The following is a 15256-nucleotide window of genomic DNA, read 5'->3' as shown; positions in this document are numbered from 1 at the left end:
AGAATCAGTGCGTGTGTCCGTGCCTCGTTGCAGCACGGTGCCACAGCCGGTGCATCCACTGCCCGAAATCATCTACGTAGGTGAACACCGCCGGCACCACCAGCAGGCTGAGTGCGGTGGAGGTGATCAGCCCACCCAGCACCGTCATCCCCATCGGGGAAACGAAGGTGGTGTCGCTGGAGGCCGAACCGATGATGGCGGGCAGCATGCCCGCCCCCATGGCCATCGTCGTCATGATGATCGGACGCGCCCGCTTGTGGCAGGCATCTGCCAGCGCGTGCCAGCGGTCCATGCCCTGCTCGCGGCGGGCCACGATGGCATATTCCACCAGCAGGATGGAATTTTTCGTCACGATACCCATCAGCATCACCAGTCCGATCAGCACGGGCAGTGACATGTCGTAGCGGCCCAGCAGTAGCGCCACGAAGGAGCCCCCGATAGCCAGCGGCAGGGCAGACAGAATGGTCACCGGGTGCAGGAAGCTGTGGAACAGCAGCACCAGCACCACCCAGATGCACAGCACGCCGGCCAGCATGGCCAGGCCGAAATTGCTGAACATCTCGATCATCATTTCGGCCTCGCCGGTGTTTCGCAGTTGCACCCCTTCGGGCAGCTGCTTCACCGAAGGCAGGTTCGATACCTCCTGGGCCACCTCGCCCAGTCCCTTTTCCGCCAGTTCGATGGTGAAATTGATGTTGCGTTCGCGGTCGTAGCGCGAAATGATGGCGGGGCCGCCGCCCAGTTCCAGATCGGCCACCTCGCCCAGCATCACGGTGCCGCCACCGCCCTGCACCGGAATGCGCCGCAGCACGTCCAGACGCTCGCGGGCCGGCTTTTCCAGCCGCACCACGATGTCGAGCTGCCGCTGTTCCAGATTCAGCTTGGGCAGCAGTTGCGTATAGTCACCCTGTGTGGCAATGCGCAATGCATCGCTGATTGCCAGGGGTGACACGCCCAGCGCCGCCGCCTGTGCCGCCTTCGGCCGCACGAGCACCTCGGTCCGCACCAGGTTGGCGCTGGAGGTGATGTTGCCCACCCCGCGCAGCGTGCGCAGATCCTTTTCGATGGCCCGGGCCGCCAGCGTCAGCCGGGCCTGGTCATTGCCGGTGACGGCCACCACATACTGCTCGCCATTGCCGCCCAGACCGAGCTTGACGCGTGCCCCGGGCAGATCGTCCAGTGCCTCGCGCATCGACTGCTCGACCATTTTCTTGAAGGGACGATGGGCCCGCGCGCCCATGTCGATGGTCAGCGTGGCACTGTTGGTGGTCTGCACATTACCCGAAAAGGCGTCACCCGAACCGGCGCCGATGGCCGTGTACACGCGCTTGACGTGCGGCAGCTTCACCAGTTTTTCCCGTGCCTGTTCGGCCAGCCGTTCGGTCTGTTCCAGCGTTGCCCCCGGCCCCAGGGTGAGCGTCACCTGGGTCTGGTCATTGTCGTCGGCCGGCATGAATGCCGATGGCAGCATCGACGACAGTGCAAGCGACAGCACGAAGAACAGCACCGCATAGATGACCGTCTGCCGCCGGTGCGCGAGCACCCAGTGCACGCCCCGCATATACAGGCGCAGCCAGCCCGGTTCGCGTGCCTCGTGGGTACGTGGTGCCAGCAGGTACGCCGCCATCATCGGCGTGAGCATGCGCGCCACCACCAGCGAGGCAAAGACTGCCAGCGAGGCCGTCCAGCCGAACTGCTTGAAAAACCGCCCCACGATGCCGCTCATGAACGCCGTGGGCAGAAACACCGCAATCAGCGTGAACGTGGTGGCGATCACCGCCAGGCCGATCTCGTCGGCCGCCTCCATGGCGGCCTCGTACGGCGTCTTGCCCATGCGCAGGTGGCGCTCGATATTCTCGATTTCCACGATGGCATCGTCCACCAGCACCCCGATCACCAGCGTCAGCGCCAGCAGCGACACCTGATTCAGCGTGAAGCCAAAAAGCGCCATGCCGATGAAGGCCGGCAGCACCGACATCGGCAGCGCCACGGCCGACACCAGCGTGGCCCGCCAGTTGCGCAGAAACAGCCAGACCACCACCACCGCCAGCACCGCCCCTTCGTACAGCGTGTGCATCGTGCCGTCGTAGGTTTCGCTGGCCAGCGACACGAAATCCATGGTTTCGGTCAGCTTCAGGTCGGGGCGTTCCTGCCGCAGCTGCTGCACCAGTTCGCGCACGCGGCGTCCCACATCCACCTCACTGTCGCCCTTGCTGCGGCTGACCTCGAAGCCCACGATGCGCTGACCATCGAGCCAGGCCGAGCTGGTGGGTTCCTGCACCGTGTCGGTGATGGTGCCCAGATCGGCCAGACGCAGCCGGCGACCATCAGCCGTGGTGATCTGCACCGGCTTGAGCGCCTCGGCCGATTTCACCCGCGAAAGGATGCGCAGCGGCTGCTTGCTGCCGGCCATGTCCGCATGCCCGCCGGCACTCTCGATCTGGTTGTTGCGCAGCTGGATGGACACATCGCCCACGGTCAGCCCCAGTGCCCGCAGCTTCAGCAGGTCAAGGTCCACATGCACCTGCCGGTCCACGCCACCTACGCGCGTGACCTTGCCCACACCCTTCAGGGCCAGCAGCCGGCGGTTCAGGTCATTGTCGACGAACCACGACAGTTCCTGTTCGTCCAGCCGGTCGGACTGCAGCGCATAGGCCAGCACCGGCTGCGAGGCCAGATCCACCTTGTCCACCACCGGATCGGGCACATCCGTGGGCAGATCGGCCCGCACGCCCTGAACGGCCGAACGGACCTCATCCAGGGCATCCTGCACCGGCTTGTCCAGCTCGAATTCCACCATCATCGACACCGCGCCATCTCCCAGCGTGGTGCTGATGTGACGCTTGCCCTGGATGTTGACCAGCGCGTTTTCTATCTTGCGCGCCACGTCATTCTCCAGCTGGCCGGGCGTGGCCCCCTGCAGTGACGCCGCAATCGTCACCATCGGAAATTCCATGTCCGGCATGTTCTGGATGCGCATGCTCCGGAAGCTGTAGAGACCCGCCACCGTCAGCATCAGAAACAGCAGCACCACCGGAATGGGATTGCGGATCGACCAGGACGAGAAATTCATTCCGTCGCCTCCACCACCTTCACGAGATCGCCATCCGTCAGGAAGGCCGCACCAGATACCACGACCTGATCCCGTGCGGACAGGGAGGCCGGTCGCTGGCCCTGTCCGTTCTGTGCCGCACTTGCGTCAGGCACCCCCGCGCTTTCATCGGACAGGATTTCGATGCGGTCCCCATCCTGCCGGCCGGTCTTCACCCGTACCCGTTCGACGAGGACAAATGCCGCCGATGCACTGGATCTGTCTGTCGCCGCCCCCTGTCCGGCAGCCGGATGGCCGGATTCTGCATGTCCGGACGCAGCGCCGGTGCCCTCACCCGCCCTGTGTCCCGGTGCCATGTCCCGTCGGTCATCTGCGGATCCGCGGTGGCCATCCGTCTTCAGCCTGTAGACGTACATGAAGCCATCACTGGGCACCAGGGCCTCCATCGGTACCGTCAGCGCCGGGCTTCTGCCCAGGTCGAAGGCCCCCCGGGCAAACATGCCAGCCCACAGGCCCGGGCTGGCCGGTACGTCCACGTAGACCAGCGTCGTGCGTTTTTTCGTGTCTTCCGACGGCGCACGGGCGCGCATCACGCCCGGTACCGGCGTGCCATCGGCGGCGTAGACGGCCACCGGACCGCCGGGTTTCACGCGCTGTACATCCCTGGCACCCAGTTCGGCCTGCCATTCCAGCCGGCCCTGACGAATCAGCCGGAACAGCTCCGTCCCCGCGGCGGGCACCGAGCCCACCGTGGCGGTGCGCGACGAGATCACGCCGTCGTCCGGCGCGCGCAATTCGACGTTCTGCCAGTTCTGCTGCTTCGATGCCAGCGCGGCCTGCGCCGAACGCACCCGCGCCCGGGCCGTCCGGCCGGCCGCCAGATACTGTTCGATCTGCTGCGCACTCAGGGTATCGGTGCCACGCAGCCGGCGGGCACGCCGTACATTGGCGTCGGCCTCGGTTGCGGCCGCCTGTGCCTCGGCCAGGGCAGCCCGGGCCTGGGTCACGTCGGCGGCCACGGTCTTTCCATTGAAGCGGGCCAGCACATCGCCACGCTTCACCGTATCGCCCACGTTCACGAGCACCGCGGACAGTGTCAGGGCATTGGTCTCGGAGGCAACACTGGCCTCCTGCCACGCCGTCACCTCGCCATCGGCCAGCACCTGCACCGGCAGCTGCGTCTGCACTGGCTGCGCCACCGCCACCACGGCAGCCGGCCGCTGCGGCGGCGCCTGGTCATCACCTGCCTCTCCGGCCTGGAACAGGTCCGAACGGAACAGAAACACACTGCCCACCAGCAACAGCACCAGCAGGCAGACCCCCAGAAAGACACGCAGCGAACTCGACATGGCAGGCGACAGGGCAGACAAGACACAAACGTTCAAGTCTACCCCGTACCCGTCGCTGCGCCCTTTTCGATCTCGCCGGAATGCGGTCCTGTTGTCACATCATGGGAAACACCTGCCCCGAAACGGCGTCACCCGACCCGCCGTTGCAGAATGGTCCCTGCCTGCCCGGGACAAAGGCGATCCGTGACACGCACTACGGCACCTGCCTTTAGCGGTGGTGATGTTGCGCACACGCAACCAGTCATGGGTTCTGGTCATTTTCCTTGCGGAGCTTCCTGGCCCTCACAACGCCTTTTGCCAGCCTCCCATCACTGCTCCGATACCTGCTGCTGCTCAGCGTGATGGTGATGCCCCGGCCTGAAACGATGCCACAGCCGGTGCATCCACTGCCCGAAATCATCGATGTAAGTGAACACGGCCGGTACCACCAGCAGGCTCAGTGCCGTGGAGGTGATCAGGCCGCCCAGCACGGTCATGGCCATCGGTGCGGGGAAGCTGAGGTCGATCTTATTCGATCCAAGCAGAATCGGCAGCATGCCGGCCGCCATGGCCATCGTCGTCATGATGATCGGCCGGGCGCGCTTATGGCAAGCATCCATCAGTGCATGCCAGCGGTCCATGCCGTGCTCCCGACGCGCCATGATGGCGTATTCGACTAGCAGGATGGAATTCTTGGTCACGATGCCCATCAGTGTCACCAGCCCGATCAGCACGGGCAGCGACAGATCGTATTTGGCCAGCAGCAGCGACACGAACGACCCACCAATGGCCAGAGGCAATGCCGACAGAATCGTCACCGGGTGCAGGAAGCTCCTGAACAGCAGCACCAGAACCACCCAGATGCACAGCACCCCAGTCAGCATGGCCAAACCGAAATTGCTGAACATCTCGGCCATGAGCTCGGCATCACCGGTTTCCGTCAGGTGGACACCCTGGGGAAGCTGCTTGATGGCCGGCAGGTTCGACACCTGCTGTACCACATCACCCAGCCCCTTGTCCCCCAGTTCGATGGTGAAATCGACATTGCGCTCCCGGTCGTAGCGGGAAATGACGGCAGGCCCGCCACCCAGTTCCAGATCAGCCACCTGACCGAGCATCACGGCGCCGTCGTTGCCCTGCACCACGATGCGCCGGAGCTGCTCCAGGCTCTGCCGTGCTGGCTTGTTCAGTCGCACCACGATGTCGATCTGCCTCTGGTCCAGATTCAGCTTGGGCAGCAGTTGCGTGTAGTCACCCTGGGTGGCAAGACGCAGCGCATCGCTGATGGCCTGCGACGTAACACCCAACGTGGCAGCCTGTCCGGCCTTTGGCCGTACGATCACTTCGGTGCGCACCAGATTGACGCTGGAAGTGACATTGCCCACTCCCTTCAGTCCACGCAACTCCTTCTCGATGGACCTGGTTGCCTGCGTCAGCCTTGCCTGGTCATCACCGGCCACGGCAAAGGCATAAGTCTGGCCATTGTCACCAAAGCCCACCTTGATGCGTGCACCGGGCAGATCCGCCAGGGCTTCACGCAGGGATGCCTCCACCACTTTCTTGCTGGGGCGGGTGGTACGCGTCCCCATGTTGATGGTCAGCGTTGCGCTGTTGGTGGTTTTCACATTGCTGCCCACATCCTGAAGACTGGAACCTGCGCCAATGGCCGTGTAAACCCGCTTCACATGAGGGTTCTTCTCCAGGATCTCCCGTGCACGTTCGGCCATCTGCTCAGTCTGCGCCAGCGTGGCACCGGGCCCCAGTGTCAGCTGTACCTGGGTCTGGTCATTGTCATTGCTCGGCGTGAAAGCCTGCGGCAGCATCGACGACAACGCCAGTGAAAGCACGAAAAACACCACCGCATAGATCACGGTTTGTCGCCGGTGTGCCAGCACCCAGCGTACGGCACGCATGTAATACCGGAGCCAGCCCGGATCCTCCTCTTCCTGCCGTGTCCGTGGCTTGAGCAGATAGGCCGCCATCATCGGCGTCAGCATCCGGGCCACCACCAGCGAGGCGAACACGGCCAGTGCCGCCGTCCAGCCGAACTGCTTGAAAAAGCGCCCGACAATGCCACTCATGAAAGCCGTCGGCAGAAAAACCGCAATCAGCGTGAAGGTCGTGGCGATCACTGCCAGACCGATTTCATCGGCCGCTTCCATCGCCGCCTGATAGGGCGTCTTGCCCACCCGGAGATGCCGCTCGATATTCTCGATCTCCACGATGGCATCGTCCACCAGCACACCGATCACCAGCATCAGTGCCAGCAGCGACACAACATTGAGCGTGAAGCCGAACAGGTACATGCCCAGAAAGGCCGGCAACACCGACATCGGCAGTGCCACCGCAGACACCAGCGTCGCCCGCCAGTTGCGCAGGAACAGCCACACCACCACCACGGCCAGGAACGCCCCTTCATAGAGCATCCCCATGGCGCCGTCATAGACTTCCTGCGCAGGCGATACCAGATCCATCGTTTCGGTGAACCTCAGTTCGGGCCTGTCCTGCTGAAGCTGCCGGATGAATCCACGCACCTTGCGCCCCACATCCACTTCGCCCTGGTCACGGGCGCGGCTGACCTCGAAGCCCACCACCTTCCTGCCATCGAGCCAGGCCGAACTGGAGGGCTCCTCGACCGTGTCCTTCACGGTGCCCAGATCCTTCAGCAGCAGGCGCCGCCCGTCACTGGTCGTGATCTGCACCTTCTCCAGCTGGGCAGCCGCTTTCACCCGCGACAGGATCCGCAGCGGCTGCTTGCTCTCCGAGATATCCGCATGGCCACCCGCACTCTCGATCTGATTGTTGCGCAGCTGGGTGGAAATGTCACCCGTCGTCAGCCCGAGTGCACGCAGCTTCACCGGGTCCAGATCCACGTGCACCTGACGGTCCACCCCTCCCACCCGGGTGACCTTGCCCACACCCTTCAGCGCCAGCAGCTTGCGGTTCAGTTCATTGTCAACGAACCAGGACAATTCCTCCATGTCCAGACGGTCGGACTGCAGCGCAAAGCTCAGCACCGGCTGCGAGGCGACATCCACCTTGCCCACTACCGGATCGGGCAGATCGGATGGCAGGTCGGCCCGCACGCTCTGCACGGCCGAGCGCACCTCGTCCAGCGCTTCCTGCACAGGCTTTTCCAGCTCGAACTGCACCATCATCGACACCACGCCATCGCCCAGCGTCGTGGTGGTATGACGCACCCCCTGAATGCTGGTCAGCGAGTTCTCGATCTTGCGGGCCACATCGTTTTCGAGCTGACCCGGAGTGGCACCCTGCAGCGACGCCGCAATCGTCACCATCGGAAATTCCATGTCCGGCTGCTGCTGGATGTACATGGACCTGAAGCCATGAAACCCCGCCAGCGTCAGCATCATGAACAGCAACACCACCGCAATGGGGTTGCGAATGGACCAGGACGAAAAGTTCATTCTTTCGCCCCCGCCACTTTGACCAGATCATCGTCGGTCAGGAACGCCGCCCCTTCGACCACCACACGATCAGCCTCCGTGAGTTTCGCATTCCCAACCGGCGTAATCTCGATGCGGTTGCCCTCCTGTCGCCCCGCCGTCACGCGGATCCGCTCCACATGATCGTCTTCCTTGAGCCGGTACACATACATGAAGCCGTCACTGGGCACCAGTGCCTCCATCGGTACCGTCAGGGCAGGACTCTCGCCCAGATCGAAGGATCCATGTGCAAACATGCCGGCCCATAGACCCTGGCTGGCGGGTACGTCCACATACACCAGCGTCGTACGTTTCTTCGTGTTCTCCGACGGTGCACGGGCGCGCATCTTCGCCTCCACCGGTTCTCCGTCTGCGGTATAGACCTCCACGCGGTTACCCGGCCGTACACGCATCACTTCCTCGGAGCCCAGCTCGGCCTGCCATTCCAGCCGGCCCTGACGGATCAGCTTGAACAGCTCGGTACCGGCTGCCGGCACGGAACCCTCCGTGGCATCCCGGGAGGAGATCACGCCATCGTCCGGTGCCCGCAACTCGACGTTCTGCCAGTTCTGCCGCTTGGAGGCCAGTGCCGCCGCTGCCGAGCGCACCTTGGCGCGCGCGGTCCGGTCCGCCGACACATACTGTTCGATCTGCTGTTCACTGATCGTGTCGGTACCCCGCAGGCGACGTGCCCGGCGGGCATTGGCCCGTGCCTCCATGGCACCCGCCTTCGCCTCGGCCAGTGCTGCTTTCGCCTGTGTCACGTCCTCGGCCACCGTACGGCCGTTGAAGCGGGCCAGCACCTGACCCTTCTTCACCCGGTCGCCCACATTCACCAGCACCTCGGAAAGCGTCAGCGAATTGGACTCGGAGGCCACACTGGCTTCCTGCCAGGCCACCACTTCGCCATCGGCCGCCAGCCGCACGGGCAGCAGTTCCATTTTCGGCGGTTTTGCCGTGACCACCATGGCGGGACGCTGGGCTGCTTCCTGTTTGGCCACCTGGGCGGGCTGGCCATCTTCCCCTCCGGCCTTCATACGGAAAAGATCGGGACGGAACAGGACCACCCCACACACCAGCAACATCACCAGCAGGCAGATCCCCAGAAAAACGCGCAGCGAACTCGACATGGCAAACGGCAGAAAAAGAAGATAAACCCACCAGAAAGCCCCCGCAAAAGCCGGCAAGCGCTTTGGACCCAGGATCGGAATGAGTCAGAAGACGCCCTGCCGGCAATGGCAGCGCCATAGGCGGAAAATGACAACGCACCGGATCGCCTGAATAGGGAAGCCAAAGTGCCGCAAGACTTTTGCAGAGAATCCTCGGGCACCATGCACAGACAGACGGAATGCGTTCGGGTCAGTCTAAACGCAATCCCACGGCTGCCCCGCCGGCCAACCTATCAAAAATCCCCGTTCCGATGGCTCCGCTTTTGCCCAGTATGGTTCGGCCAGGTCAGTGCTTCGCGCAGCGGATTCTGGCCCCAGGTATACAGCAGATTCTGGCCTCGGGCATATCCAGACAGTTTCCGGTTCCCGGCCTGTCTGTACCCCCACCCAACACCTCTATATAATGAAGGGTTGGGCATGGGGTACCGTGCCCTCTTCATCATGCCGGCGGTCCCTCGCCGGGGTAGCGGGTATCTGCCCTGTATCTGCCCTTTACGGCAGGCCCGTCCGCCCGGTGCACGGGTCCGTCCTTCCTGCGCCGCCCACCCTGCGCAGCTTCGTCCTGTCGTCATCTGCCTCTGCCGTGCCGTCATCCACTTCTCACACCACCGTGTCTGCCCAGCAGCCCCAGACCAGCCAGGGCCAGCCCCCCGCCCGGGGCCGGGGCAGGAAGGGCAAGGAAAAGGACATGCCCCTGCAGCTGCCCAACGGCCACGACCGGCTGCTGCTGCACTCCTGCTGCGCCCCCTGCTCGGGCGAACCGATGCAGAAGATGGTGGACTCGGGCATCGACTTCACCATCTTCTTCTATAACCCCAACATCCATCCGGTGCGCGAGTACGAGATCCGCAAGGAAGAGAACATCCGCTTCGCCCAGAAGCACAACATCACCTTCATCGACGCCGACTACGATTCCGACAACTGGTTCGAGCGCTGCAAGGGACTGGAGTTCGAACCAGAGCGCGGCGAGCGCTGCACGGTCTGCTTCGACATGCGCTTCGAGCGCACGGCACTGTATGCGCACGAGCACGGTTTTCGGGTGTTCACCAGCTCGCTGGGCATCTCGCGCTGGAAGGACATGAACCAGATCAACGGCTGCGGTCACCGGGCCGCCGCCCGCTACCCGGACGTGGAATACTGGGACTACAACTGGCGCAAGGGCGGCGGCTCGGCCCGCATGATCGAGATCGCCAAGGCCGAGCACTTCTACCAGCAGGAATACTGCGGCTGCGTCTACTCGCTGCGCGACTCCAACAAACACCGTGTCTCACAGGGGCGTGAACGCATCCGCATCGGCGAGCTGTACTACGGCTTGCCCCCGGGCGAGAAGCCCGACTTCGTCACGAAGGCTGGCCAGGAGTCCGGGGAGGGCGACGAGGCCGCCATCTCCGGTCTGCTGCAGCGGGAGCGTGTGTAGCGATATCTGGCCGATGCAGACAGTCACCCGAGGTACCCCATGACCAGCAGCCCCCTCGAAACACTTGAATTTGCCACCAGCCCCACCCCGGAAGCAGCCGTCATCGTGCTGCACGGACTGGGGGCCGACGGTAACGACTTCGTCCCCGTGGCCCAGATGCTCGACCCTGGCGTCGGGGTGCGCTACGTCTTCCCCAACGCGCCCGAGATGCCGGTCACCATCAACAACGGCTACGTCATGCGGGCGTGGTACGACATCCGCGAGGGAGACCTCACGCAGCGCGAGGACGAGGCCGGCCTGCGACGGTCGCAGCAGGCCATCGACACCCTCATCGAACGCGAGATCACCCGGGGCATTCCGGCCCACCGCATCGTGCTGATGGGTTTCTCGCAGGGCTGCGCCATGACGCTGCTCTCCGGGCTGCGCCAGTCGCACCGGCTGGCTGGCCTCGTCGGTCTGTCGGGCTATCTGCCGCTGGCTGCCACCACAGAGACCGAGCGCAACCCGGCCAACCAGCATACGCCCATCTTTCTCGCCCATGGCACCGAAGACCCTGTCGTCCCCCTGCAGCGGGCCATCGCCTCGCGCGACCAGCTGCAGGCACTGGGCTACCGGGTGGACTGGCACCAGTACCCGATGCCGCACAGCGTCTGCCCGGACGAAGTGGCCGACATCGACGCTTTCCTGAAGCGGGTGCTGGCAACCGCCTGAACCCGGCAGGCTACGGCGCCGGACCCTGGATCTCCCGACACCGATACAAGACGCGAACAAAATAAATCCCGGCTGCCCCTTGCGCCAGCCGGCAAATGACTCCATATTCAGCAAAGTGGCCGGCATGACGCCGGTCCGGGCAACGCCGGACTCATCTGCAGTACCCCCGGCTGCGCTGCATGGCGTCACGGAGACACACGCCCCGCGGGCCGTTCCGTGTCACCGTGTTCACAGATGGGCCCCCTTCCGGACTGGCCGGATGCCCATCCCTGTCACATCAACTCAACGAGGAACACGAGATGGCAGAAAACATCACCGACAAACTGGCCGCCCGCCTGGAAGAACTGGAAAAGGCCATGCAGGAAACCCGCCGCCGTGCCGGTCGCACGGCCTCGCGTTCGCGCGACCGCCTGGAACACGAGTGGGAGGCCCTCAAGGCCGATCTGACCGACCTGCTCAACAGCGAATCGCTGCGTGACCGCCCCGAGGTGCGCGCCGCGCTGGACCAGATGCGTGACTCGGTTCACCGCATCTCCGACGCCGCCCAGGATGCGGCCCACGAAGTGCATCGCCGCGCCCGTGAAGGCGCCGCCCGGGTGGACGACTATGCCCACACCTCGCCGTGGCAGACGGCCGGCATGGCCGCCGCCGCAGGCCTGGTGATCGGCTTCCTGCTGTCGCGCCGCTGATCCGGCATGCGTCGCCACACGTGGTGACGCCTGTCGATGAGCTGCCCGGGCATCCGGTTGTTTGCCCGGGCATTTGCATGGCAGGCAGACAGGGCGAAGGGCATCACACGGCCCCTCCCCTGTTTCCATGCCCCGGATCGTTCCGGGCTGCCCTGCGGACCGCCTCCGTGCGGTCCCTGTCCTGATTTTCCCCAAAGCGTGTCATGGACTCACCGTCCCCACGCTGGCCCCCTTCAACCGCTCCGGTCCATTGCCCATGTTCGGAAGACTGCTCGAGCCCCACATCCGGCGCATGAAGCACACAGCCGCCGATCTCGTTGCCGGCCTGGACGACCGCAGCCGTCTGCTGGCCCTGGAGCTGGGCAACGAATCCCGCTGGCTGGCCCAGCTGGCCGGCCTTGGTCTGGCGGCCGTCATCGTCATCATCATCTGCCTGGTCTGGCTGATGGCCACCCTCGTGCTGCTGGCCTGGGATACCCCCTGGCGCCTCGCCGCCCTGGGCATCGCCGCCGCCTTCTGGATCAGCCTCTCTGCCGTGCTGGTTTGGCGCATCCGCCGCCTGCTCCGGCAACACCCCAGTCCCTTCCCTCTCAGCCGCCAGGTGCTGGCCGACGACCTGCAGAGCCTCAGAAGCGGTCTGCAGCAGGAACGGTCTCCCGGTCAGTCGTGACGCCCATGCCCCACCGTGCGTGTTTCATCTTTCGATAATCATGCATCATGAATGAAGACCGCCTGACCCCTGCTTCCATGTCGGCCGCACGCGAAACCGCGGAAGACATCTTCGCGCGCATCCAGCGCCGTCGCGGCCTGCCGGAAACCCTGCCCGGGCAGGCTGTCGGGGCACCGGGTGGCGCCCCGTCCCGTGCCACACGGAACGGCCCGGTCCACAGCACCCCGGCCAGCCAGTCTGCACGGCGTGACAACCAGCCAGACGACCGGGAAGGCATCCGTGAAGCGCATACGGGCACAACCAGCGTGACCGGCACCAGCGGGCGCGAACACGCCGAGGAGCAGGCCATGGCCGACCTGCGTGCCGCCATGGCGCAGCTCAGGCGTGCTACCGGCGCTCAATCCTCCGGTGCATCCACGGGGTCATCGCCCTCCTTTTCGGCATCCGGAAGCAGCTTTCGCTCCACCTCATCCGCATCTGCCGGCACATCGGACACATCCTCCAGTGCAGCCTCCCATCCAGAGGCGGCCGCGGCCGATCTTGCCCGGCGCATGGCCGATCTGGAGCGGCAACAGCAAGGTGAATACCGGCAGGACAGGGGATGGCGCCAGGCCCAGGCAGACCGGTTCGATACGGACACCCCGTCCGGCATGCATGATTCTGCATTCAGACGTGCCAGTGCCCTGCAGCCCTCACTGCTGGTCGACGAAGACGGCGTCCCCATCGACGAGGAGCTGCTGAGGGAAGAACAGGCGAGCGCCTTTGGCAGCAAGCCGGAGGCGGGTGCGCCGGCAGATGACACCTTTCCACGCAGCCAGACCATGCGGCTGCTGCTGCGCTACCCCACCGCCGCCACGGCACTGGGGCTGGCCATGGCCATACCGGCGGCCACCCTGCTGCTGCGCAATCACACCACCCGCAAGGCACTGTACAAAACGGGCAAGCTGCTGGCCGAACAGCAGGTGTGGAAGCAGATCAGGCACTTCACCAGGTAACCGGAAAACATCGCGCGGGGCTCCAGGGCACCTCTGCAGAAGAACGACGGTGCCCTTTCCATACAGAGAGCGCATTGCGCATGATTGCGATGCAAACCCGGGGGCTGGCGTGTGTCAGAGCATGTATGGACCAGATCGTTCTGGCGCGCTGGAGGAGCGCCCCCCCTGTGCGCTCAGTCAGCGTCCGCCAGAACAGCAGACCGGTCGCGCTGCGCGTCCAGCGCGCCCACCTCGCGACGCAGCCACCACAGCATCAGCAGTCCCGGCACCGCCGCGGCCACCGTCAGCAGGAAGAAGGTGGGCCAGCCCTGCTGTTCCACCACCACGCCGGCCACCGGCCCCACGTATACCCGGCCGATGGCGGCCAGGGCCGACAGCAGTGCGTACTGTGCCGCCGAGAAACGCCGGTCGGTCAGCGCCATCAGGAAGGCCACGAAGGCCGCCGTGCCCAGCCCCCCGCACAGGTTCTCGATGCCGATGGCACCCGCCATCAGCAGATAGCTCTTGGGCAGCACCGACAGCAGCCAGTAGCCCACGTTGGAAAACGCCTGCAGGATGCCGAACAGCATCAGCGACTGATAGAGCGAGCGTGACGACAGCCAGGCCCCGCCGAGCAGCGCGCCCACGATGGTGGCCAGCAGCCCAAAGCCCTTGTTGATGGCGCCAATCTCGGCCTGGCTGAAGCCCACGCCGCGCAGCAGAAAGCTGGTGGACAGGCTGGCCGCGAAGGCATCGCCCAGCTTGTACAGCACGATCAGCAGCAGAAAGGCCAGCGCATGCGGGCGCGAGAAGAAGGCATCCCATGGCCCCACGAACGACGGGAAGCCCACCTTCCGGGCCACCAGCACCGCCCCCACCCCCGTCAGCAGCATGACCAGCGTTTCGGCCACCAATTGCCCCAGTGCACCGGCCTCCAGTGCCGCCAGCACGGGCCGGCTGAGCAGTGAGGCCAGCCACCAGACCAGCGCGCCCCCGGCCACCATGGCCACGAAGCCCTTCAGCTCGGCCCCGGCCCCGCTGCGTGCACCGGCAGGCCGCTCGATGCGCGGGCTCCACACCGTGGCGCCCATCAGCAGCAGCAGCATGACACCCAGGACACAGTAGGTACCGGGCCAGCCCAGCCGCGTATCGGCCAGAATGAAGCTGCCGCCTCCGGACACCAGCATGGCCAGCCGGTACCCCAGCACCGACACGGCCGCCCCGGCCCCCCGCTCTTCCGGGGTGAGCACATCGGCCCGGTAGGCGTCGAACACCACGTCCTGCGAGGCCGACAGCCACGCCACCAGCACCGACAGCGTGGCAATGAAGCGGATGCTGGTTTTGGGATCGAGCTGCGCCAACGCAAGACAGGCCAGCGCCATGGCCAGCTGGAACACCAGAATCCAGCCCCGTCGCCGCCCCAGCAGCCGCGGCTCGAAGCGGTCGAGCAGCGGTGCCCAGACGAACTTGAAGGTATAGGGCAGCCCCACCAGCGCAAAGTAGCCGATGGTGTGCAGGTCGATTCCTTCCACCGTCAGCCACGCCTGCAGGGCGCCCGCCGTGAGCGCCAGCGGCAGGCCGCTGGAAAAGCCCAGCAGCAGCATGGCCGCAATGCGCCGCGACGCAAACACTTGCCCATAGGTCTGCCACAGGCTGGGTGTGTGGCGGGAAGGAGGGGTACTCATGCGGCAAGTGTAGCAGCGGGCAGGCGCGGAAGGCGGCCAGCATGGGGCTGCACATCCTGTGCCGGCGCGCCGGACGGATGGACGGGCGATGGGGGCCTATGCGGGGGAACGGTAT

General features: G+C 65.0%; 10 protein-coding genes. 5 read left to right on the top strand and 5 right to left on the bottom strand.

What is annotated here, in order from left to right; translation table 11 throughout:
- Positions 1–4: 4 nt before the first annotated feature.
- The 4 genes from EHV23_RS11170 to EHV23_RS11155 all read right to left on the bottom strand — a co-directional run bounded on the left by EHV23_RS11170 (position 5) and on the right by EHV23_RS11155 (position 8956).
- The gene (locus tag EHV23_RS11170) at positions 5–3073 is read right to left on the bottom strand and encodes an efflux RND transporter permease subunit (protein WP_125096144.1); all 3069 of its coding nucleotides are present in this window, start codon (positions 3071–3073) and stop codon (positions 5–7) included.
- Positions 3070–4401: an efflux RND transporter periplasmic adaptor subunit gene (locus EHV23_RS11165; RefSeq protein ID WP_125096143.1), complete on the bottom strand. Its 1332-nt coding sequence runs from the start codon at positions 4399–4401 to the stop codon at positions 3070–3072. The genes EHV23_RS11170 and EHV23_RS11165 overlap by 4 nt, the downstream gene beginning before the upstream one ends.
- A 308-nt stretch (positions 4402–4709) precedes the next feature.
- Positions 4710–7808: an efflux RND transporter permease subunit gene (locus EHV23_RS11160; protein ID WP_125096142.1), complete on the bottom strand. Its 3099-nt coding sequence runs from the start codon at positions 7806–7808 to the stop codon at positions 4710–4712.
- Positions 7805–8956 (bottom strand): efflux RND transporter periplasmic adaptor subunit, encoded by a 1152-nt coding sequence (locus EHV23_RS11155; protein ID WP_125096141.1) that lies wholly within the window; start codon positions 8954–8956, stop codon positions 7805–7807. The genes EHV23_RS11160 and EHV23_RS11155 overlap by 4 nt, the downstream gene beginning before the upstream one ends.
- Positions 8957–9683: 727 nt before the next feature.
- Here EHV23_RS11155 and EHV23_RS11150 point away from each other — a divergent pair.
- From EHV23_RS11150 to EHV23_RS11130, 5 genes are all read left to right on the top strand, one after another.
- The gene (locus EHV23_RS11150) at positions 9684–10412 is read left to right on the top strand and encodes an epoxyqueuosine reductase QueH (RefSeq protein WP_238990432.1); all 729 of its coding nucleotides are present in this window, start codon (positions 9684–9686) and stop codon (positions 10410–10412) included.
- Between the two features lie 39 nt (positions 10413–10451).
- Entirely contained in the window at positions 10452–11123 is a 672-nt protein-coding gene (locus tag EHV23_RS11145; RefSeq protein WP_125096140.1) for an alpha/beta hydrolase, read from the top strand.
- Between the two features lie 299 nt (positions 11124–11422).
- A complete protein-coding gene (locus EHV23_RS11140; protein WP_158615943.1) occupies positions 11423–11812 on the top strand; it encodes an ElaB/YgaM/YqjD family protein in 390 nt (129 codons plus the stop codon).
- A 292-nt stretch (positions 11813–12104) separates the two neighbouring features.
- Positions 12105–12482: a phage holin family protein gene (locus tag EHV23_RS11135; RefSeq protein ID WP_158615942.1), complete on the top strand. Its 378-nt coding sequence runs from the start codon at positions 12105–12107 to the stop codon at positions 12480–12482.
- A 47-nt stretch (positions 12483–12529) separates the two neighbouring features.
- Positions 12530–13477, top strand: coding sequence for a hypothetical protein (locus EHV23_RS11130; protein ID WP_125096137.1), 948 nt, complete (start codon positions 12530–12532; stop codon positions 13475–13477).
- A 173-nt stretch (positions 13478–13650) separates the two neighbouring features.
- Here the strand turns inward: EHV23_RS11130 and EHV23_RS11125 are convergent, their stop codons facing one another.
- A complete protein-coding gene (locus EHV23_RS11125) occupies positions 13651–15141 on the bottom strand; it encodes an AmpG family muropeptide MFS transporter (protein ID WP_125096136.1) in 1491 nt (496 codons plus the stop codon).
- Between the last annotated feature and the right edge of the window lie 115 nt (positions 15142–15256).

The organism is Lautropia dentalis, assembly GCF_003892345.1.
Taxonomy (GTDB): domain Bacteria; phylum Pseudomonadota; class Gammaproteobacteria; order Burkholderiales; family Burkholderiaceae_E; genus Lautropia; species Lautropia dentalis.
Note: the sequence above shows the minus strand (reverse complement) of the source record. Positions and strands in the feature narration are given on the sequence as shown.

Excerpts from the sequence above, each read along its gene's own strand:
- EHV23_RS11130 (WP_125096137.1), top strand. The coding sequence starts at position 12,530 with ATGAATGAAGACCGCCTGACCCCTGCTTCCATGTCGGCCGCACGCGAA.
- EHV23_RS11170 (WP_125096144.1), bottom strand. The coding sequence starts at position 3,073 with ATGAATTTCTCGTCCTGGTCGATCCGCAATCCCATTCCGGTGGTGCTG.
- EHV23_RS11150 (WP_238990432.1), top strand. The coding sequence starts at position 9,684 with ATGCCCCTGCAGCTGCCCAACGGCCACGACCGGCTGCTGCTGCACTCC.
- EHV23_RS11135 (WP_158615942.1), top strand. The coding sequence starts at position 12,105 with ATGAAGCACACAGCCGCCGATCTCGTTGCCGGCCTGGACGACCGCAGC.
- EHV23_RS11125 (WP_125096136.1), bottom strand. The coding sequence starts at position 15,141 with ATGAGTACCCCTCCTTCCCGCCACACACCCAGCCTGTGGCAGACCTAT.
- EHV23_RS11160 (WP_125096142.1), bottom strand. The coding sequence starts at position 7,808 with ATGAACTTTTCGTCCTGGTCCATTCGCAACCCCATTGCGGTGGTGTTG.
- EHV23_RS11155 (WP_125096141.1), bottom strand. The coding sequence starts at position 8,956 with ATGTCGAGTTCGCTGCGCGTTTTTCTGGGGATCTGCCTGCTGGTGATG.
- EHV23_RS11140 (WP_158615943.1), top strand. The coding sequence starts at position 11,423 with ATGGCAGAAAACATCACCGACAAACTGGCCGCCCGCCTGGAAGAACTG.
- EHV23_RS11165 (WP_125096143.1), bottom strand. The coding sequence starts at position 4,401 with ATGTCGAGTTCGCTGCGTGTCTTTCTGGGGGTCTGCCTGCTGGTGCTG.
- EHV23_RS11145 (WP_125096140.1), top strand. The coding sequence starts at position 10,452 with ATGACCAGCAGCCCCCTCGAAACACTTGAATTTGCCACCAGCCCCACC.